This is a genomic window from Pseudomonas sp. MPB23 (assembly GCF_046605395.1).
In the GTDB taxonomy this organism is placed as follows: Bacteria; Pseudomonadota; Gammaproteobacteria; order Pseudomonadales; family Pseudomonadaceae; genus Aquipseudomonas.
Map to the genome: position 1 here is coordinate 5,834,729 of NZ_CP176771.1, position 19,694 is coordinate 5,854,422.

Sequence of the window (19,694 nt, forward strand, 5' to 3'; positions counted from 1 at the left end):
CTTTGTCGAAAGGCTCTGTGCATGACTTTTTTGCGCCCTACCCTGCTGACGTTGGCCTGCCTGCTGGCCTCCCCAGGCTTCGCCGACGACCTGCCGTCACTCGGTGACGCCAGCTCTGCCATTGTCTCGCCCCAACAGGAATACCAATTGGGCCGGGCATGGCTGGCCTACCTGCGGGGCCAGGTCTCGCAGCTCAACGATCCGCAACTCAAGGATTATGTCGAAACCAGCGTGTACAAACTGGTCGAGACCAGCCAGGTCAATGACCGGCGCCTGGAGTTTATCCTGATCGATAGCCCGCAACTGAACGCATTTGCCGCGCCCGGCGGTATTGTCGGGGTCAATGGCGGCCTGTTCCTCAATGCCCAGACCGAAGGGGAATACGCCTCGGTACTGGCTCACGAATTAGCGCACTTGTCCCAACGCCACTTCGCCCGCGGCGTTGAAGCGCAACAGCGTATGCAGCTTCCGATGATGGCCGCCATGCTGGGCGGCATTATTGCGGCCGCCGCCGGTGCTGGCGATGCGGGGATTGCCGCGATTGCAGGCACCCAGGCCGCGGCGATCCAGGAGCAACGGCGGTTCTCGCGTCAGAATGAACAAGAGGCGGACCGCATCGGCATCCTCAACCTGGAAAAAGCCGGTTACGACCCGCGCTCCATGCCGACCATGTTCGAGCGCCTGGGACGCCAATACCGCTTCGACGCCAAGCCACCGGAGTTCCTGCTGACTCACCCGGTGACCGAGTCGCGGATCGCTGACACGCGCAACCGCGCTGAGCAGTCCAAGCCTGGCGGCAAAGAAGACAGCCTGCGCTACCAGCTGATTCGCGCACGGGTGCAGTTGCAATATGAGGACACGTCAGGACTCGCCGCCAAGCGTTTCCAGGCTCAACTGGACGAGAATCCAAAAAATGACGTGGCGCGCTATGGCTTGGCCATCGCCCAGATCAAGGCCTCGCAGTTCAAGCAAGCGCGGGAAAACCTGCAGTCCTTGCTGGCCAAGGCGCCGAATGACATCACCTACAACCTGGCGCAGATTCAGCTGGATATCGATAACAACCACCTGCCGGATGCCCAGCAGCGCACGGATAGGATGCTGGTCCAATATCCGGGCAACTATCCCCTGAACCAGATACGGGTGGACCTGTTGCTCAAACAGAACCGCACTGCCGATGCGGAAAAGGCCTTGGATGGCCTGCTCAAGTCCCGCCCGGATGATCCGGATGTGTGGTATCAAGTGGCCGAAACCCGCGGTCTGTCCGGTAACATCATCGGCTTGCATCAAGCACGCGCCGAATACTTCGCCTTGGTGGGCGATTTCCAGCAGGCCATCCAACAGTTGGATTTTGCCAAACGTCGCGCCGGCAACAATTTTCCGTTGTCGTCACGCATCGATGCACGCCAGCGTGAGCTGATCGAGCAGGAACGCCTGGTGAAAGGGATGATGGGCTAAACCCATCAGGCACAAAAAAGCCCCGCCTTCGTAAACCGAAGGCGGGGCTTTTTATTGAGATGCCGGCTAGCGGATTACTCGGCCAACTTAAAGGTAATGAAACTTGCGCGACCTTGACGCAGCACGCGCATCGATACCGAACGATTCTTCGGCAATGCCTTGGCGATGTCAGTGAACTGCTTGGTGGTCTCGATCGCCTGATTGTTCAGGTGGGTAATTACGTCACCTGGCTGCAGGCCGATCAAGGCTGCCGGACCGTCCTGTACTTCCTTGATCACCACACCACTCTTGAGATCGAAGGCTTTCTTCTGCTCATCGGTCAACTCGGCCACGGCAATACCCAGACGGTTGCTGCTGCGTTCGACACCCGGCTTGGCGTTACCCAAGGCATCCAGGGTCGCGCCCTCTTCAGGGATGGCACCCACGGTCAGCTCTACGTTCTGGCGCTTGCCTTCACGAATGACTTCAAGCTTGGCTTTGCTGCCTGCCTTGAGCGCACCGACCAGGTGCGGAAGGTCTGCCGACATGATGATCGGCTGGCCGTTCATGCTCAGGATCACGTCGCCGACCTGCAGACCACCTTTGGCAGCCGGCCCGTCGTCTTGGATTTGTGCGACCAGGGCACCCGCCGGCTTGTCGAGGCCGAAGGATTCAGCCAGGTCCTTGTTCACTTCCTGGATCACTACACCCAACCAGCCGCGGCTGACCTTGCCACCGCTTTTGAGCTGGTTGGAAACGTCCATGGCCACATCGATCGGGATAGCGAACGACACCCCCATGAAACCACCGGAACGGGTGTATATCTGCGAGTTGATCCCCACCACTTCACCGGCCAGGTTGAACAACGGACCACCGGAGTTACCCGGGTTGATCGGCACGTCGGTCTGGATGAACGGCACGTAGTTTTCGTTAGGCAGGCTGCGGCCAATGGCGCTGACGATACCTTGGGTCACGGTGTGGTCAAAACCAAATGGCGAACCAATGGCCACGACCCACTGCCCGGCCTTCAGGTCCTGGGATTTACCCAGCTTCAGTACAGGCAGGTCCTTGCCCTCGATCTTCAACAGCGCCACGTCGGAACGTGGATCGGTGCCGACCAGCTTGGCTTTCAACTCGCTGCGGTCAGCCAGGCGGACGAGAATCTCGTCAGCGTCGGCAATCACGTGATTGTTGGTGAGGATGTAACCATCGGGCGAGATGATGAAGCCCGAGCCCAGGGACTGCGCTTCACGCTGGCCACCGCCACCACGGGGCGTGCGCTGTTGCGGCATGCCACGCTCAAAGAACTCGCGCAGCATCGGCGGCAGGCCTTCCAGGTCCGGCATCTGCTGGTTGGAGACTTTGCGCTCAGGCAGTTTTTGCGTGGTACTGATGTTGACAACGGCAGGCGAGGCCTGTTCGACCAATTGGGTGAAATCAGGCAACTCGACCGCTTGCGCGGGCACGGCCTGAGCCAGCACCAACACCGTGGCGACTATGGATAAGTAAGACTTCAAGCGTGGTATCGACATACAGCTCCCGTTACGACGAGCAAGGTTGAGCGACAGGGTTCAGGAAACGCCGGAAACTGCGACCGACATCTCTGTTCCGCGAACAAAACAAGGTCAGCGCCGACAAGCCCTGACCTATAAAAAACATGAGAGATTTTTGCAAGTGAAAATGCTGATCCGGACATTTCATGCCACTCGGCAGCCAACCTCGCATGGACGTAGAGTGAAAGGCCAGAATGAACATAAGATTAACGACTCACGGCTGGGCGGCGGGCTTTTTTTCACCGCGCACTGACAGCGCAATGCGCTCGGCAGTGCCGATGGGAATTTCGCCAACCACCGTGACCATCATTTCACCCTCAACCGTATTCAGCCGACGCGACACCGCTACCGTCGGGCCCAACTGGGTACGGGTCTCCATGACGCCTGATTCGCTGATCGGTTCAAGGAACACCGAAAACCGTGCCAGCCCATCTTCATACATCCGGCTGTCGACCGTCGTTTTGCTCTGGGTGTCTTTGCGAGTACTGCTGCTGGTCAGTTGAAATCCCGGAGGCAACCATTCCAAACGCCAGTCTTCGTTAGGTTGCACCTCTGACGCCTTAGCCGTAGCGGCTGCAATAGGCGTGCAATCGCCAGTGGGCTGCAAGTCGCGATCATCCGGCGTGATCGAGGTGTTCAATCGCGTGAACTGGAAACGCTCCAGCAACTGCCCCTGGTCATTGAGCAGCAGAGATTTAAGGGGCAACGCGGTTTCACGGTCCAGGTGCAACTCAAAACCATAGCGGTATTGGTCACGCGGGGTGATCGACACAATGACCGCATTTCGACCGGCCACACGGGATTTGCCGATGACGGCCAGCTCGTAGAATTGTGTGAGTTTTTGCGGATCAAGCGCGCGTGAAGGTGCATCACGCGAATTACCGAGGTCGGCGACAAGACTGCCGCTGACGCATTGCGTCCGACCGTCCACCCGTACGACTTCCTGGGCCGAACCATCGAGTTGCAAAAGCCGCTCGCGGACCTGACCATCTTGGACACGATGCCAGATGTCATGGGTAGAAAAACTGCCATTACGCTCGTAGACGAACGTACCTTGAAAGCTTTGCTGTTGCTCTGCACGCCCAAGTCGAGTCAGCCAGTCTTGGGCTTCATCGGCGTGGGCGGGAAGTGCAAACCAACCACTGAGCAAAAGCGTAAGGAGCGGTATGGCGCGCATAGGGCTCCCTAACGGTTCAGCGGTTTTCCAAACTTGCTGCACGAGCGTATGGCAAAGCGCTTTCAGTGCCTTTCAAGGCCGATTCCTGTGCATGTTGGCGCAGGTAGCCTGGAAGACGCTGGTCCTGCCAGCCGGATTGCCCTTGCAACACACCGTTAGCCATAGGGCCGGTGGTGTCGGAGCTTTCCTTGTAGCCGGCCAGTACCGCTGGGCCTTTGACTTGCGGACCGGCCATGACCGGTTGCTGAGTCTGCTGAGCCAGTTCGGCACCGGCGATTTCGTCCTGGTTGTACAGGCGAACACCGGCCAACACGGCAACAGTCACCGAGGCAGCTACTGCCAGGCGGCCCAGGCTACGCCAAGGACCACGAGCAGCTTTTGCCGGAACGGCTTCATCAGCCAGCGCGGCAGAAACGGCCGCAGCAATATCCAGACGAGGGATTAGAAGATCCTTGTGCATCACCGCCCGAGCGACTTGGTAACGAGACCAGGTATCACGGGTTTCGGCGTCATCGAATGCGTTGAGCACTCGACGAAGTTCCAGTTCATCCGCTTCGTTATCCATCACTGCGGACAGCGATTCCTGCAGGGCATCACGACTCATGGCGGTTCCTCTCTTGGCTGTCGCCGCTGTCTTTAGTTTTCCTGCAACAACGGTTGCAAGGCTTTGTCGATGGCTTCCCGGGCCCGGAAAATCCGTGACCTTACAGTCCCCACCGGACATTGCATGACGCTGGCAATGTCTTCGTAACTCAGACCATCGAATTCACGTAAAGTTAATGCCGTACGCAAATCTTCTGGCAGTTGCTGAATCGTGCGATGAACGGTGCCTTCGATCTCGTCGCGCAGCAATGCACGCTCCGGCGACTCGAGATCTTTGAGGCCGTGATCACCATCGTAAAATTCTGCATCTTCGGAACTTACATCACTATCCGGCGGGCGGCGTCCGCGAGACACCAGATAGTTTTTCGCCGTGTTGATGGCGATGCGGTATAGCCATGTGTAAAACGCACTATCACCGCGAAAATTGCCAAGTGCACGGTACGCCTTGATAAAAGCTTCCTGTGCAACGTCCTGCGCTTCATGGGTGTCGTGCACAAACCGCACGATCAACCCGAGAATTTTGTGCTGGTATTTCAGCACTAACAGATCAAAGGCTCGCTTGTCGCCACGTTGTACGCGCTCGACCAGCTGCTGATCCTCTTCCTGGGTTAGCATGAACACTCCTCGTTGTACTTGAAGGAGGCTTGCATAACTAAACGATCAGGCTTGCAAACATAGACTCGGACTTTTCGCAAAAGTTCTCCCCCTTCAAGCAAGTTTCCGGCGCGCACTGATTTGGCACACACGAAAAACGCAGTACGGGCAAGGCCGACTGCGCGAATAATCTTGTCGCCGGTTTCCTGACGCGTCCAATGCTCCCGACGGGCCAATAAACTCAACACTTTCCCAGCTTTCGGGCAACCTGCTATTGAGTCGGGGCTTATGCAAAAAGTTCCCGCTTCAATAAACGACCGATTTTACCCAAGCTGTGCACCGTAATCTCACATTGCCACGAATGCCCGGCTATTGTGCCGCTCCCCCCCTCTATATACTAGTAGCCCGTGTGACCCTTTGATTCGCCGATCCAGGCGTCCTGTTCGCGCCCCCTCTGTGGATCGCTTTTTGCGGAATCCTTCAAATGAGCCAACAGTTTCAACACGATGTTTTGGTGATCGGTAGCGGCGCGGCCGGCTTGAGCCTTGCGCTCACCCTACCCAGCCACCTGCGTATTGCAGTCTTGAGCAAGGGCGACCTGGCCAATGGATCGACGTTCTGGGCCCAGGGCGGTGTCGCCGCGGTGTTGGACGACACCGACACGGTGCAATCCCACGTCGAAGACACCCTCAACGCCGGCGGCGGCCTATGCGATGAAGACGCGGTACGCTTTACCGTCGAGCACAGCCGCGAGGCGATCCAATGGCTGATCGACCAGGGCGTGCCCTTCACCCGCGATGAGCACGCGGGCAGTGACGATGGCGGCTTCGAGTTCCATCTCACCCGTGAGGGCGGCCACAGCCACCGTCGCATCATCCATGCGGCCGATGCGACCGGCGCCGCGATCTTCAAGACCTTGCTCCACCAGGCGCGCCAACGCCCCAATATCGAATTGCTCGAACAACACGTCGCCGTCGACCTGATCACCGAAAAACGCCTCGGTCTGCCGGGCGAGCGCTGCCTCGGCGCCTACGTGCTCAACCGTACCAGCGGCGAAGTCGACACCTACGGCGCGCGTTTCACCATCCTGGCTTCCGGCGGTGCCGCCAAGGTCTACCTCTATACCAGCAACCCCGATGGGGCCTGTGGCGACGGCATTGCCATGGCTTGGCGCTCGGGTTGCCGGGTGGCGAACCTGGAGTTCAACCAGTTCCACCCCACCTGCCTATACCACCCCCAGGCCAAGAGTTTCCTGATCACCGAAGCCCTGCGTGGCGAAGGTGCACACCTGAAACTGCCGAGTGGTGAACGCTTCATGCAACGCTTCGACCCGCGCGCCGAACTGGCCCCGCGCGACATCGTCGCCCGCGCCATCGACCATGAAATGAAGCGCCTGGGCATCGACTGCGTCTACCTGGACATCAGCCACAAACCCGAAGCGTTCATCAAGACCCACTTCCCGACGGTGTACGAGCGCTGCCTGACCTTCAACATCGACATCACCAAAGGCCCGATCCCGGTGGTGCCCGCCGCGCACTACACCTGCGGTGGTGTGATGGTCGACCAACACGGGCGCACCGATGTGCCCGGCCTGTACGCGATTGGCGAAACCAGCTTCACCGGCCTGCACGGCGCCAACCGCATGGCCAGCAACTCGCTGCTCGAGTGTTTCGTCTATGCGCGTTCGGCGGCAGCAGACATTCTTGACCAACTGCCACACGTCCCCATCCCCGCCGCCTTGCCCCGCTGGGACGCCAGCCAGGTGACCGATTCGGACGAAGACGTGATCATCGCCCACAACTGGGACGAGCTGCGGCGCTTCATGTGGGACTACGTGGGGATCGTGCGCACCAACAAGCGGCTGCAACGCGCGCAACACCGGGTGCGGTTGCTGCTGGATGAGATCGATGAGTTCTACAGCAACTATAAGGTCAGCCGTGACCTGATCGAATTGCGCAACCTGGCCCAAGTCGCGGAGTTGATGATCCGCTCAGCCATGGAACGCAAGGAAAGCCGGGGCCTGCATTACACCCTCGACTACCCGCAGATGCTGCCCGAGGCCCGAGACACTATTCTGGTGCCAACCACCTACGGCGGCTGAATTTCAGACGCACCCGCAGCCGCCGGTGCACATCGGCGGCCTGCGAATCCTTCGGTACGCAGATGGAACGCACCCGCCACTCGCCCGGCACCCGGTAGCGCAGTACCACGATCAGCGGCAATGCCAGGCTGTCGGGACGCAGTTGCACGGCATGCCAACCCCGTGCGGCGCTCCACAATTGCCAGCCGTCCTCATCGCGGCGCAGGCCACGAATCGACGAACGGTGAGTCAGCAGGATATGGCGCGGCACGACCCAGGCGGCGTGAGCCAGGCATAACAAAATGCCGAGGCTTGAATAAGACAAATCGAGCGACAACAGCGCACCCAGCGCGAACAGCTGGGCAAGGAGATAGGCCGTCAGCAACCGCCGTGAGGCCTGCCAGCGGCATTCGAAGCGATTACTTGGGCTGAACACGATCCAGGATCATCCGCACCATGCGTTGCAGCTCCGGGTCTTCCGACTCGGCGCGTTCCATGAACCAGCCGAACATGTCCTGGTCTTCACACTCCAGCAGCCGCACGTAAACGTTGCGATCCACCTCGTTAAGGGTTGAATAAACCTCCCTGACGAACGGCACCAGCAACACATCCAGCTCAAGCATGCCGCGACGGCTGTGCCAGTACAGACGATTGAGTTCTACATCTTCGACCATGGAGCGCTCCTCAAATAGGGTGCAAGTATACAGGCCCCACGGCACGGGAACAGTCGGCTTTGGTCGCCCCATACGGAAACTATCCATTTGCCGGGCGCCCCTCTATGATGCACCCATGACTTTTTGACCTGCGATGACCCATGGCTGACTCTGCTTTCTTCTGCTCCCTGTCCCACGAAGGCGTTCTCGCCGTCCGCGGCTCCGACGCTGCCAAGTTCCTGCAGGGCCAACTGACCTGCAACCTCAATTACCTGAGCGACACGCAAGCCAGCCTCGGCGCGCGCTGCACGCAAAAGGGGCGCATGCAATCAAGCTTCCGCATCCTGTTGCAGGACGACGGCGTATTGATGGCCATGGCCACCGAGCTGCTGGAACCGCAACTGGCGGACTTGAAGAAATACGCGGTGTTTTCCAAATCCAAACTCACCGACGAAAGTGCCGGCTGGGCGCGTTTCGGCTTGTCGAATGCGGACCCGGTCCTCGCCGGACTCGGCCTGGAACTGCCGGCCGAAACCGATAGCGTGGCGCGTTCGGAGCAATTGATCGCCATCCGCGTGTCCCCCGGTCGCGCGGAACTGTGGGTGCCTGCCGAGGCGGCCGAAGCCGTACACAGCCAATTGGCCACCCAATTGAAAGAAGCCGATCTGAACGAATGGCTACTGGGCCAGATCCGCGCCGGTATCGGCCAGGTCATGCCGCAGACCCGCGAACTGTTCATCCCGCAGATGCTCAACCTGCAGGCCGTGGGCGGCGTGAGTTTCAAGAAAGGCTGCTACACCGGCCAGGAAATCGTTGCGCGCATGCAGTACCTGGGCAAACTCAAGCGTCGTTTGTATCGGCTGAGCCTCAGCGCGGCGCAAATGCCCGAGCCAGGCACTCCGCTGTTTTCCCCCAGCCACAACAGTGCGATCGGCGAAGTGGTGATTGCGGCAAAAGCTGACCAAGTGATTGAACTTTTGGCTGTATTGCAAGCCGAAGCTGCCGATAATGGAGATGTACATCTAGGCACACTGGAAGGCCCCGGTTTGCAGCTGCTCGACCTACCGTACCAACTCGACCGTGATCGAGAGATCCAGCGTTAGTCGCCGTACTTTGTGCAACACCTTAGAGATCATGAATGAACAAGCTGGCTGAAGAAGTCCAACAGGCTTTGGTGACGGCCATCGACAACGATGAGCTGGTTCTGCCGACATTGCCGGAAGTGGCCCTGAAGATTCGTCAGGCCGCGGAAGACCCGGAAATCAGCATCAGCCATTTGAGCAAAGTGATCGGTCGCGACACCGCACTGTCAGCGCGCCTGATCAAAGTGGTGAACAGCCCCCTGTTACGCGCGAGCCAGGAAGTGACGGACCTGCACACCGCCATCACGCGCCTGGGCACCAACTACAGCAGCAACCTGGCCATCGGGCTGGTGATGGAACAGATCTTCCACGCCCGCTCCGAAGTGGTCGAACAGAAAATGCGCGACGTATGGCGCCGCAGCCTGGAGGTCGCGGGCGTCAGCTACGCCCTGTGCCGCAGCCACAGCCTGCTCAAGCCGGATCAGGCAGCGCTCGGAGGCCTGGTGCATCAGATCGGTGTACTGCCGATCCTGACCTACGCCGAAGACCATTACGAGCTGCTCTCCGACCCGGTCAGCCTCAATCACATGATCGCGAGCATTCACCCGATGCTGGGCGATAAACTGCTGCATGGCTGGGACTTCCCGGAGATGCTGGTCAACCTGCCGGGCCAATACCTGAACCTTGAACGCGACTCCGCCAGCCTCGATTACATCGACCTGGTACAGATCGCCGTGCTGTATTGCCACCGCGGCACCGATCATCCATTGGCGGACGTGCCGTTATCCAACGTACCGGCGATGAAAAAGCTGCGGGTCGATCCCAACAGCGACAGTTTGCGCGCAGAACTGGATGAAGCACGCTCGATGTTCTACTGATCAGCCGGCGATAAAACTCACCCGCACCTTCAAGCCCGCGTGCTCGCCATCATGCAGACTGATCTGCGCCAGGTGCGCCCGGCAGATTTCACCGACGATCGCCAGCCCGAGGCCGGAACCCACGCCCTGCTGACTGCGTCGGTAAAAGCGCTCGAATACCCGGTCCCGCTCATCCAGCGGGATGCCCGGCCCGTCGTCTTCCACTTCCAGCACCGCCGGCGTCGTCACCCGCAGGATCACGTTGCCGCCGGGCGGCGTGTGCGCCAGGGCGTTGTCCACCAGGTTACTCAGCAATTCATTCAACAGCGTCGGTTCGCCACGCAACCACACCGGCTGGTCGGCTTCCAACGCCAGCGCCACGCCACGCGCATGGGCCAGGGGCGCCATGGCCATCCCCAGTTCACGGGCCAATTGGCTGAGGTCGAGCAATTGCGCGCCGCCTTCGGCAATCGCGCGGGCGCCGTTTTCGATACGGGCCAGGGACAGCAATTGATTGGCCAGATGGGTCAGGCGGTCGGTGCCCTGGGCCGCGGCTTCCAGGGTACTGCGCCAAGTGGCAGGGTCTTCGGCGCGCAGGCCCAGTTCCAGGCGCGCCTTGAGTGCCGCCAGCGGGGTGCGCAGTTCATGGGCCGCATCGGCAATGAATTGTGCCTGGCGCTCGAACTGGCCGCGCAAGCGTTCGGTGAAGTGGTTGAGGGCGCGCACCAGCGGGCCGAGTTCATGCTGCACTTGCACCAATGGCAAGGGCCGCAAGTCGTCGGGCTGGCGCTCTTCCACCGCCGTGCGCAGGCGCTCCAGCGGACGCAGCGCCGCACTGACGGCAAACCACACCAGCAGTAACGCGCCGATGGCAAGCATACCCAGACGCAGCAGGGTGTCGGCCGCCAGGCTGCGGGCCATGCTGACGCGAGCCTCATCGGTTTCGGCCACGCGGATTTCCGCCATGCCGTTCATGTTCGGTTCGGAAACCGCCTTGAGCAGACTCACCACCCGCACCGGCTGGCCCAGGTACATGGCGTCATAGAAACGCGCCAGCGCCGGGTAATCATCGGTACGCGGCGTGCCGGGCGGCGGGCCGGGGAGATTTTCGTAACCGGAGATCAGCTTCTGATTGATGTCGTTGACCTGGTAATAAATCCGACCGGCGCTGTCGTAGGCAAAGGTGTCCAGGGCCACGTAAGGCACATTGGCGCTCAGGGTGCCGTCCACTTGGGTCAGGCCGGCGGCGATGGTGCGTGCCGAGGCCAGCAGGGTGCGGTCGTAGGCGGTGTCGGCTGCTTCGCGACCGTTCCAGTACGCACTCATGCCACTGGCCAGCATCAACAGCACCAGCAACAGCGCCAGGTTCCACAACAGGCGCCAGCGCAGGCTGCTGGGCTTATGCATCACGGGCTTCCAACAGGTAGCCCAGGCCCCGGAAGGTGACGATGGCAATGGGCTGGCCGTCGAGTTTCTTGCGCAGGCGGTGTATGTAGATTTCGATCGCATCCGGGCTGGCTTCTTCGTCGAGACCGAACACCTGGGCGGCCAGTTGCTCCTTGCTCATCACCCGGCCCGGACGGGCGATCAGCGCTTCAAGCACCGCCTGCTCGCGGGACGTGAGGGTCATCAACTCGCCGCCGACCGTGAAGCGACGGGTGTCCAGGTCGTAGACCAGCACACCACAGGCCTGCTGGCGCTCGCCGCCGAGCACACTGCGCCGCAGCAGCGCCTTGACCCGTGCTTCCAGCTCCGTCAGCTCAAAAGGTTTGGCCAGGTAGTCGTCGGCGCCCAGGTTCAGGCCATGTACGCGGTCTTTCACGTCACTGCGCGCAGTCAGCATCAGCACCGGCAGATTTTTCCCTCGCGAGCGCAAACGGGCGAGCACCTCGAAACCGTCCATGCGCGGCAACCCCACATCGAGGATCGCGGCCGCGTATTCCTCGCTGCTCAAGGCCAGGTCCGCCGCCACCCCATCGTGCAACACGTCGACGGTCAAACCCGTGCTCTTGAGCGCCTGGGCGACACTTTCGGCCAGTTGCAGATGGTCTTCAACCAGAAGGACACGCATGGATTTGTACCTCGTTCGGGGGTGGTCGGCGCCACGCTTTGCCGGGCAGTTTACAGGCGCGGCCTGGCCTGTGAAGCCCGAAAACATTGAAAGGCAACTGAAAGGTTAGTGAAAGCTTCGCCCTTTAGCATCCAGCCACGGTGGTTCATGTCCACCCAGCTACTTGACCCGTAGCGCCCGAAAAACGCCTCGAAGCGTTTTCGCCAAAATAAGAACAATAACGGAGTGCACAACGATGCTGTCGACACAGCCCCAGGCTTGCATGCCTGTACGTTTTTCCCGTCTGACCCACACCGCCCTTGCCAGTGCCGCTGCCCTTGCCGGCTTTTCGCCGCTGAGCCAGGCTGCCTTCTTCGAAGACAGCAGCGCGACCCTGGAAACCCGCAACATGTACTTCAACCGCGACTTTCGCGACGGCACCAGCGCCCAGCAATCCAAGCGCGACGAATGGGCCCAGGGCTTCATGCTCAACCTGCAATCGGGCTACACCGACGGCACCGTCGGCTTTGGTGTGGATGCACTGGGCATGCTCGGGGTCAAGCTCGATTCCAGCCCCGACCGCACCGGCACCGGCCTGTTGCCGACCCACGACGATGGCCGCGCCGCCAACGAGTATTCCAAGCTGGGCCTGACCGGCAAAGTGAAGATTTCCGCCACCGAGCTGAAGATCGGCTCGCTGATCCCCGAGCTGCCGATCCTCAAGCCCAACGACGGCCGCATCCTGCCGCAAACCTTCAACGGCGGCCTGGTCACCTCGAAAGAGTTCAAGAACCTGGTCTTCACCGGCGGCCGCCTGGATAAAGCCAAGGACCGCGACGACAGCAACTACGAGGACATCGCCCTCAACAACAAGAACAGCCGCTTCGTCAGTGGCGCCACCGGCAAGCATTTCAACTTCGGCGGCGCGGACTACAAATTCGCCGACAAAATCACCGGCAGCTACCACTTCGCCGAGCTCGAAGATGTGTACCGCCAGCACTTCCTCGGCCTGGTGGCCGCGCGGCCGATGGGCCCCGGCACCTTCGCCACCGACCTGCGCCTGGCGTTCAGCGATGACACCGGCGCCGCCCGTGGCGGCAAGATCGACAACACCTCCCTCAACGGCCTGTTCAGCTATGCCCTCAATGGCCATAAGCTCAGCGCCGGCTACCAGCACATGTCGGGCGACAGTGCGTTTCCGTATGTGGATGGCAGCGACCCGTACCTGGTCAACTTCGTGCAGATCAACGACTTTGCCGGCGCCGAAGAGCGCTCCTGGCAGGCACGCTACGACTTCGACTTCGCCAAGCTGGGCATTCCCGGCCTGACGTTCATGAGCCGCTACCTGTCGGGTGACAACATCAAGCTCAAGAACGGCGAAACCGGCAAGGAGTGGGAACGCAACAGCGAGATCAAGTACGTGGTGCAAAGCGGCACGTTCAAGGATGTGGCGGTGCGCCTGCGCAACGCGACGTATCGCTCCAACTATTCAGCCCGTGATGCGGATGAAATGCGCCTGCTGGTCAGTTACAGCATCGCGCTTTGGTAATAGCCCCTCATAACAACAAAGACGGAGATAACCATGACCCTTTCATTGCGCCAACTCGCCCTCGCCGCCGGCTGCATGCTGTTTGCCGGCCAACTGCTGGCCGCCGACGAACCCAAGCGGCCGGAATGCATCGCCCCCGCCTCCCCCGGCGGTGGTTTTGACCTGACCTGCAAACTGGCGCAAAGCGCGCTGGTCAACGAGAAACTGCTGAGCAAGCCGATGCGCGTCACCTACATGCCCGGCGGCGTGGGCGCAGTGGCCTACAACGCCGTAGTCGCGCAGCGCCCCGCAGACGGCGGGACCCTGGTGGCCTGGTCCAGCGGCTCGCTGCTGAACCTGGCCCAGGGCAAGTTCGGGCGTTTCGATGAGAGCGCCGTGCGCTGGCTGGCGGCGGTCGGCACCAGCTACGGGGCCATCGCGGTAAAAGCCGATTCGCCCTACAAGACCCTCGACGATCTCGTCAAAGCCCTGAAGAAAGATCCGGGCAGCGTCGTGATCGGTTCCGGCGGCACCGTGGGCAGCCAGGATTGGATGCAAACCGCGCTGATCGCCAAGGCCGCCGGGATCAACCCGCGTGAGCTGCGTTATGTGGCCCTCGAAGGCGGCGGTGAAATCGCCACCGCTCTGCTCGGCGGGCATATCCAGGTGGGCAGCACCGACATCTCCGACTCCATGCCGCACATTCTCAGCGGTGACATGCGCCTGCTGGCGGTGTTCTCCGAAACGCGTCTGGACGAGCCGGAAATGAAGGATATTCCGACCGCCAAAGAGCAAGGCTACGACATCGTCTGGCCGGTGGTACGCGGTTTCTACCTTGGGCCAAAAGTCAGCGATGCCGACTACGCCTGGTGGAAAGACGCCTTCGACAAACTGCTGGCTTCCGAAGACTTCGCCAAGCTGCGTGACCAGCGCGAGCTGTTCCCGTTCGCCATGACCGGACCGGAGCTGGACACCTATGTGAAGAAACAGGTGGCGGACTACAAAGTGCTGGCCAAAGAGTTCGGCCTGATCCAGTAATCGCCCCTCTGTCGCGCGGCCATGCCCTGTTGAACCAGGGGCGTGGTCCAGGAGTTCTACATGCTCTTACAACGCATATTCGCCGCCGTGCTGCTGCTGGCCTGCGCCGTCCTGGCCTTGATGGCCTGGCCGTACCAGGCGTCGTTTTCCTACGAGCCCGTGGGGCCTCGCGCCTACCCGCTGTTGATGCTCGGGCTGATGAGCCTGGCGCTGATCTACATGCTGTTTCGCCCGCAGCCAACCCAGCACACCGAGGAAGAACCCGCGCTGGACCGCGCCACACTGGTCAAGATCAGCGTCTGCGTGACGCTGTTGATCGTGTTCGCCGCCACCTTTGAATCGTTGGGTTTCATCCTCAGCAGCATGCTGATCGGCATCCCCATGGCGCGCCTGTATGGCGGTCGCTGGTTGCCCAGTGTGGTGATCGTCAGCCTGATGGCCATCGGTCTTTATCTGCTGTTCGATAAAGCCATGGATGTTCCGCTGCCCCTCGGCCTGCTCGACGTTCTGGAGAACTGATATGGATACTTTCGGCTATTTGGGCCAGGGCTTCGGCGTTGCGCTGTCTCCCTATAACCTGGTGACCGCGTTGTGCGGCACCCTGATCGGCACCGTGGTCGGCCTGCTGCCGGGCCTGGGCCCGATCAACGGCGTGGCCTTGTTGATCCCCATCGCGTTCGCCCTCGGCCTGCCGCCGGAGTCGGCGCTGATCCTGCTGGCAGCGGTGTACCTGGGTTGCGAATACGGCGGCCGCATCAGCTCGATCCTGCTGAACATTCCGGGCGAAGCGTCCACCGTGATGACCACCCTCGACGGCTACCCGATGGCCCGCAAAGGCCTGGCCGGTGTGGCCTTGTCGCTGTCGGCGTGGAGTTCGTTCATCGGTGCGTTTATCGCCACCTGCGGCATGGTGCTGTTTGCGCCGCTGCTGGCCAAGTGGGCGATTGCCTTCGGACCGGCGGAATATTTCGTCCTGATGGTGTTCGCGATTGTCTGCCTCGGCGGCATGGCCGGCGACAAACCGCTGAAGACCTTTGTCGCGGCACTGATCGGTCTGTTTCTGTCGGCGGTGGGCATCGACGCCAACAGCGGCGTTTATCGCTTTACCGGCGATAACATCCACCTGACCGACGGCATCCAGTTCGTGGTGTTGGTGTTGGGCCTGTTCTCCATCAGCGAGATCCTGTTGCTGCTGGAAAAAACCCACCGGGGCCAGGAAGCGGTCAAAGCCACCGGACGGATGATGTTCAACCTGAAGGAAGCGTCTTCGGTGTTTGTCGTCAACATCCGTTGCGGCCTGTTGGGTTTCATCATGGGGGTATTGCCGGGTGCCGGCGCGACCCTGGCCTCGGCCGTCGCCTACATGACCGAGAAACGCCTGGCCGGGGCCAGCGGTAAATTCGGACAAGGCGACATGCGCGGTCTGGCAGCGCCGGAAACCGCCATCGGCGCGTCAGCCTGCGGTGCCCTGGTGCCGATGCTGACCCTCGGCGTGCCAGGTTCGGGCACCACCGCGGTGATGATCGGCGCGCTGTCGCTGTACAACATCACGCCGGGCCCGCTGTTGTTCCAACAGCAACCGGACATCGTCTGGGGCCTGATCGCCTCGTTGTTCATCGCCAACATCATGCTGGTGATCCTCAACATCCCGATGATCCGAATCTTCACGCGCATCCTCGCCGTGCCGAACTGGGCGCTGGTGCCGGTGATCGCCATCATCACCGCGATCGGGGTGTACGCGGTCCACGCCACCACCTTCGACCTGTTCCTGATGGTGGGTATCGGCATCTTCGGCTACATCCTGCGCAAACTGGACTTCCCGCTGTCGCCGGTGCTGCTGGGCTTTATCCTCGGTGGCCTGATGGAGCAGAACCTGCGCCGTGCACTGTCGATTTCCAACGGCGCGCTGGAAATCCTGTGGTCGAGCCCGATCACCTTTGGCGTCTGGGTGCTGACCGCGATCATGCTGTTTGTGCCGCTGCTGCGGATCTGGCGCAAACGCGCTCAACAGCGTCGTGCCGTGGCCGATGTCTGAAATCACCTTCAAACATTGGTGGGGAACACCGCTGGTCGGTCTGGCCGGCGGTTACCTGGCCAGCCTGGTCGGCTGGCCGTTGCCATATATGGTCGGCGCGTTGCTGGCGATCATCCTCGTGCGCTGCCTGACGCCGTGGCAGTTGGCGGAGATTCCCGGCGGGCGCAAAGCCGGCCAGTGGGTAGTGGGCATCGGCATCGGCCTGCACTTCACGCCGGTGGTGATCGAGCAGGTGATGAGCCATTTCGGCTTGATCTTTATCGGCGCGCTGGTGACCAGCCTGTCGAGTGTGGTCGGAGTGTGGTTGATGCGGCGCAGCGGTGAAGACCGCGCCACTGCGTTTTTCTCCAGCATGCCCGGCGGCTCCGGCGAGATGGTCAACCTCGGCGCGCGCAATGGCGCGGTGCTCAGCCGGGTGGCGGCGGGGCAGAGCTTGCGGGTGCTGGTGGTGGTGCTGTGCGTGCCGGCGATCTTCAAGTATCTGCTGGGAGGCGGCGCGCCGCAGTTTCATCCGGCGCCCGTGAGCTGGGCGTGGCTGGCCGTGCTGTTTGCGCTTGGGGCGTTGGTGGCCTGGGGCTGGCAGCGTTTGCGTCAACCCAACCCGTGGTTGTTCGGTCCGTTGCTGGTGAGTGCCACTGCCAGCGTGGTATGGGACCTGCATATCGGCCTGCCCGACGGCGGCAGCCAGATCGGCCAATGGTTGATCGGCAGCGGGTTGGGGTGTCACTTCAATCGAGAGTTTTTTCGTCGGGCGCCTTCGTTCATGGGCCGTACCCTGGTCGGCACGGCGTTGACCATGGCACTCGCGACGTTGGCAGCAGTCGGCTTGAGCGCCCTGACCCATCTGGACCTGCGCTCACTGACCCTGGGCATGATGCCAGGCGGGATTGCCGAGATGAGTTTGACGGCAGAGACCCTGCAACTGTCGGTGCCGTTGGTCACGGCGATGCAGGTGATGCGCTTGTTGTTCGTGCTGTTCCTGGCGGAGCCGTTGTTCCGCCATTGGAACTGTCGACCCGATACACCCTGAGCGATACAGGAGCCGCCCCCCCGGCTCCGCCCTTCACGCCGGCGGCAACCGCCACTCAATCGGCGTCTCGCCATTCTGTTCCAGAAACTTATTGGTGCGGCTGAAATGCCCGCAGCCCAGAAATCCGCGATACGCCGACAACGGTGATGGATGCACCGACGTCAGCACCAAATGCTTGGTGGCATCGATCAGCTTCTGCTTGCCCTGGGCATGGGCGCCCCACAGCAGGAACACCAGGTGCGGCTGGTGCTCGCTGACCACTTCGATGATCCGATCGGTAAAGAACTGCCAGCCCTTGCCCGCATGGGCGTTGGCGTTGGCGCGCTCCACGGTCATGGTGGTGTTGAGCATCAGCACGCCCTGGTCGGCCCAGCTTTGCAGGTAGCCGTGGTTGGGGATGTCGATGTTCAGGTCGCGCTTGAGCTCTTTATAGATGTTGACCAGCGACGGCGGCGCCGGCACGCCCGGTTGCACCGAGAAGCACAGGCCATGGGCCTGGCCGGGGCCGTGGTACGGGTCCTGGCCGAGAATCACCACCTTGACCTTGTCCAGCGGTGTGGAGTTGAGGGCATTGAAAATCAGCGGGCCGGGCGGGTAGATCTCTTTGCCGGCGGCGTGTTCCTGGCGCAAGAACTCGCGCAACTGGGCCATGTAGGGCTTCTCGAACTCGTCGCGCAGGGCGTGTTTCCAGCTGGGTTCGAGTTTGATACGGTCGCCATCGGTCATAGTTGAATTGTCTTGTTAAAAAGAATGAGGCGAACCCTAGGAAAGCCGACCCCGCTTGTCAATTGATCTGACACACCACCGGCACTTTCCCACCAAACGATCATACTGATCCTTCCCTTTCCCGATTGAGGTCACGATGAACCTGCACTTCGAAGAGCTGACCGGCAGCGACGGTGCCCGCATCGGCATCGCCAGCCTGGACGCGGAACAGTCCCTCAACGCCCTCTCGTTGCCGATGATCCTGGCTCTGGGCGACCGCCTGGACGCCTGGGCCAAGGACCCGAACATCGCCTGCGTGCTACTGCGCGGCAAGGGGCCCAAGGCGTTTTGCGCCGGTGGCGAAGTACGCAGCCTGGCCCTGGCCTGCCGGGAACACCCCGGTGTGGTACCGGCCCTGGCCGCACAGTTCTTTGCCGCGGAATACCGCCTCGACTATCGCCTGCACACGTACCCCAAACCGCTGATCTGCTGGGGCCACGGTTATGTGCTGGGCGGTGGCATGGGCCTGCTGCAAAGTGCGGCAGTGCGCATCGTCACGCCGAGCAGCCGCCTGGCCATGCCCGAAATCAGCATCGGCCTGTACCCGGACGTGGGGGCCAGTTGGTTTCTGTCGCGCCTGCCGGGCAAGCTCGGCCTGTTTCTGGGCCTGACCGGGGCGCACCTCAACGGTCGGGATGCCCTGGACCTGGGCCTGGCTGACCGTTTCCTGCGTGATGACCAGCAGGACGAACTCCTCGACGGCCTGCTGCAATTGAACTGGCAGGAACAGACCACGATGCAGCTCAACAGCCTGCTCAAGGCCCTGGCCCAGGAAGCCGTCGACCAGCAACCCGAAGCCCAATGGCTGCCGCGCCGGGCGCAGATCGACGCGTGGCTGGATGTGGGCGATGTGCAAGGTGCCTGGCGTGCCTTGAGCCTATTGCGTGAGCACGCCGACCCGCTATTCAGCCGCGCCGGCAAGACCCTGAGCGACGGCTGCCCGCTGACCGCGCACCTGGTGTGGGAACAAATCCGACGCGCCCGCCACCTGTCCCTGGCCGAGGTGTTCCAGATGGAATACACCCTGAGCCTGAACTGCTGCCGTCATCCTGAATTCAGCGAAGGGGTGCGCGCGCGGTTGATCGACAAGGACCAGACACCCCACTGGCATTGGCCGGATATCAACACGATTCCAGAGGCGGTGGTGCTCGCGCACTTCAACAAGGCCTGGGAAGGTCGGCATCCGCTGGCGGATTTGTCCGACTACTGAGGATT

General features: G+C 61.3%; 19 protein-coding genes. 10 read left to right on the forward strand and 9 right to left on the reverse strand.

Annotated features, from left to right (window positions below; translation table 11 throughout):
• The first annotated feature begins 21 nt into the window (after nucleotides 1-21).
• On the forward strand, nucleotides 22-1,455 hold the full coding sequence (locus ACLH0J_RS26485; protein ID WP_411389735.1) for a M48 family metalloprotease: 1,434 nt from the start codon (nucleotides 22-24) through the stop codon (nucleotides 1,453-1,455).
• A 74-nt stretch (nucleotides 1,456-1,529) separates the two neighbouring features.
• On the opposite strand, the gene ACLH0J_RS26490 is transcribed toward ACLH0J_RS26485, so the two are convergent.
• The 4 genes from ACLH0J_RS26490 to rpoE form a co-directional block, all read right to left on the reverse strand.
• Nucleotides 1,530-2,966 carry a DegQ family serine endoprotease gene (locus ACLH0J_RS26490; protein WP_411389736.1) on the reverse strand — a complete coding sequence of 479 codons (1,437 nt, stop codon included), beginning with the start codon at nucleotides 2,964-2,966 and terminating at the stop codon, nucleotides 1,530-1,532.
• A gap of 235 nt (nucleotides 2,967-3,201) precedes the next feature.
• Complete coding sequence (locus ACLH0J_RS26495; protein WP_411389737.1) at nucleotides 3,202-4,164, reverse strand: MucB/RseB C-terminal domain-containing protein; 963 nt, start codon at nucleotides 4,162-4,164, stop codon at nucleotides 3,202-3,204.
• Nucleotides 4,165-4,180: 16 nt separating this feature from the next.
• Nucleotides 4,181-4,768, reverse strand: a complete 588-nt coding sequence (locus ACLH0J_RS26500; protein ID WP_003172479.1) for a sigma-E factor negative regulatory protein — start codon at nucleotides 4,766-4,768, stop codon at nucleotides 4,181-4,183.
• A gap of 32 nt (nucleotides 4,769-4,800) precedes the next feature.
• On the reverse strand, nucleotides 4,801-5,382 hold the full coding sequence (rpoE, locus tag ACLH0J_RS26505) for an RNA polymerase sigma factor RpoE (protein ID WP_003172477.1): 582 nt from the start codon (nucleotides 5,380-5,382) through the stop codon (nucleotides 4,801-4,803).
• 463 nt (nucleotides 5,383-5,845) lie between these two features.
• On the opposite strand from rpoE, the gene nadB reads away from it, so the two are divergent.
• On the forward strand, nucleotides 5,846-7,462 hold the full coding sequence (gene nadB / locus ACLH0J_RS26510; RefSeq protein WP_411389738.1) for an L-aspartate oxidase: 1,617 nt from the start codon (nucleotides 5,846-5,848) through the stop codon (nucleotides 7,460-7,462).
• On the opposite strand, the gene ACLH0J_RS26515 is transcribed toward nadB, so the two are convergent.
• Nucleotides 7,431-7,877, reverse strand: coding sequence for a protein YgfX (locus ACLH0J_RS26515; protein WP_411389739.1), 447 nt, complete (start codon nucleotides 7,875-7,877; stop codon nucleotides 7,431-7,433). The genes nadB and ACLH0J_RS26515 overlap by 32 nt on opposite strands.
• Nucleotides 7,861-8,115 carry a succinate dehydrogenase assembly factor 2 gene (locus ACLH0J_RS26520; protein WP_010563680.1) on the reverse strand — a complete coding sequence of 85 codons (255 nt, stop codon included), beginning with the start codon at nucleotides 8,113-8,115 and terminating at the stop codon, nucleotides 7,861-7,863. Before ACLH0J_RS26520 ends, ACLH0J_RS26515 begins: the two co-directional genes overlap by 17 nt.
• A 140-nt stretch (nucleotides 8,116-8,255) precedes the next feature.
• Between ACLH0J_RS26520 and ACLH0J_RS26525 the strand changes: the two genes are divergently transcribed.
• Together ACLH0J_RS26525 and ACLH0J_RS26530 are read left to right on the forward strand one after the other, a co-directional pair.
• Nucleotides 8,256-9,197, forward strand: a complete 942-nt coding sequence (locus tag ACLH0J_RS26525; protein ID WP_411389740.1) for a YgfZ/GcvT domain-containing protein — start codon at nucleotides 8,256-8,258, stop codon at nucleotides 9,195-9,197.
• Nucleotides 9,198-9,232: 35 nt separating this feature from the next.
• Nucleotides 9,233-10,054 (forward strand): HDOD domain-containing protein, encoded by an 822-nt coding sequence (locus ACLH0J_RS26530; protein WP_411389741.1) that lies wholly within the window; start codon nucleotides 9,233-9,235, stop codon nucleotides 10,052-10,054.
• Here the strand turns inward: ACLH0J_RS26530 and ACLH0J_RS26535 are convergent, their stop codons facing one another.
• Nucleotides 10,055-11,440 carry a sensor histidine kinase gene (locus ACLH0J_RS26535; RefSeq protein ID WP_411389742.1) on the reverse strand — a complete coding sequence of 462 codons (1,386 nt, stop codon included), beginning with the start codon at nucleotides 11,438-11,440 and terminating at the stop codon, nucleotides 10,055-10,057.
• Nucleotides 11,433-12,104 (reverse strand): response regulator, encoded by a 672-nt coding sequence (locus ACLH0J_RS26540; RefSeq protein WP_411389743.1) that lies wholly within the window; start codon nucleotides 12,102-12,104, stop codon nucleotides 11,433-11,435. Before ACLH0J_RS26540 ends, ACLH0J_RS26535 begins: the two co-directional genes overlap by 8 nt.
• Nucleotides 12,105-12,339: 235 nt before the next feature.
• On the opposite strand from ACLH0J_RS26540, the gene ACLH0J_RS26545 reads away from it, so the two are divergent.
• Genes ACLH0J_RS26545 through ACLH0J_RS26565 form a run of 5 tightly spaced genes read left to right on the forward strand, consistent with a single transcriptional unit; the run spans nucleotide 12,340 to nucleotide 17,714 of the window.
• Nucleotides 12,340-13,632: an OprD family porin gene (locus ACLH0J_RS26545; protein ID WP_411389744.1), complete on the forward strand. Its 1,293-nt coding sequence runs from the start codon at nucleotides 12,340-12,342 to the stop codon at nucleotides 13,630-13,632.
• 27 nt (nucleotides 13,633-13,659) lie between these two features.
• Nucleotides 13,660-14,649: a Bug family tripartite tricarboxylate transporter substrate binding protein gene (locus ACLH0J_RS26550; RefSeq protein ID WP_411392896.1), complete on the forward strand. Its 990-nt coding sequence runs from the start codon at nucleotides 13,660-13,662 to the stop codon at nucleotides 14,647-14,649.
• A 60-nt stretch (nucleotides 14,650-14,709) separates the two neighbouring features.
• The gene (locus ACLH0J_RS26555; protein WP_411389745.1) at nucleotides 14,710-15,168 is read left to right on the forward strand and encodes a tripartite tricarboxylate transporter TctB family protein; all 459 of its coding nucleotides are present in this window, start codon (nucleotides 14,710-14,712) and stop codon (nucleotides 15,166-15,168) included.
• 1 nt (nucleotide 15,169) lies between these two features.
• Nucleotides 15,170-16,684 carry a tripartite tricarboxylate transporter permease gene (locus ACLH0J_RS26560; RefSeq protein ID WP_411389746.1) on the forward strand — a complete coding sequence of 505 codons (1,515 nt, stop codon included), beginning with the start codon at nucleotides 15,170-15,172 and terminating at the stop codon, nucleotides 16,682-16,684.
• On the forward strand, nucleotides 16,677-17,714 hold the full coding sequence (locus ACLH0J_RS26565; RefSeq protein ID WP_411389747.1) for an AbrB family transcriptional regulator: 1,038 nt from the start codon (nucleotides 16,677-16,679) through the stop codon (nucleotides 17,712-17,714). The genes ACLH0J_RS26560 and ACLH0J_RS26565 overlap by 8 nt, the downstream gene beginning before the upstream one ends.
• 33 nt (nucleotides 17,715-17,747) lie before the next feature.
• Here ACLH0J_RS26565 and ung read toward each other — a convergent pair whose 3' ends face one another.
• Nucleotides 17,748-18,440 (reverse strand): uracil-DNA glycosylase, encoded by a 693-nt coding sequence (ung, locus tag ACLH0J_RS26570; RefSeq protein ID WP_411389748.1) that lies wholly within the window; start codon nucleotides 18,438-18,440, stop codon nucleotides 17,748-17,750.
• A gap of 136 nt (nucleotides 18,441-18,576) precedes the next feature.
• Between ung and ACLH0J_RS26575 the strand changes: the two genes are divergently transcribed.
• Nucleotides 18,577-19,689, forward strand: coding sequence for an enoyl-CoA hydratase/isomerase family protein (locus tag ACLH0J_RS26575; RefSeq protein ID WP_411389749.1), 1,113 nt, complete (start codon nucleotides 18,577-18,579; stop codon nucleotides 19,687-19,689).
• The last annotated feature ends 5 nt before the right edge of the window (nucleotides 19,690-19,694 follow it).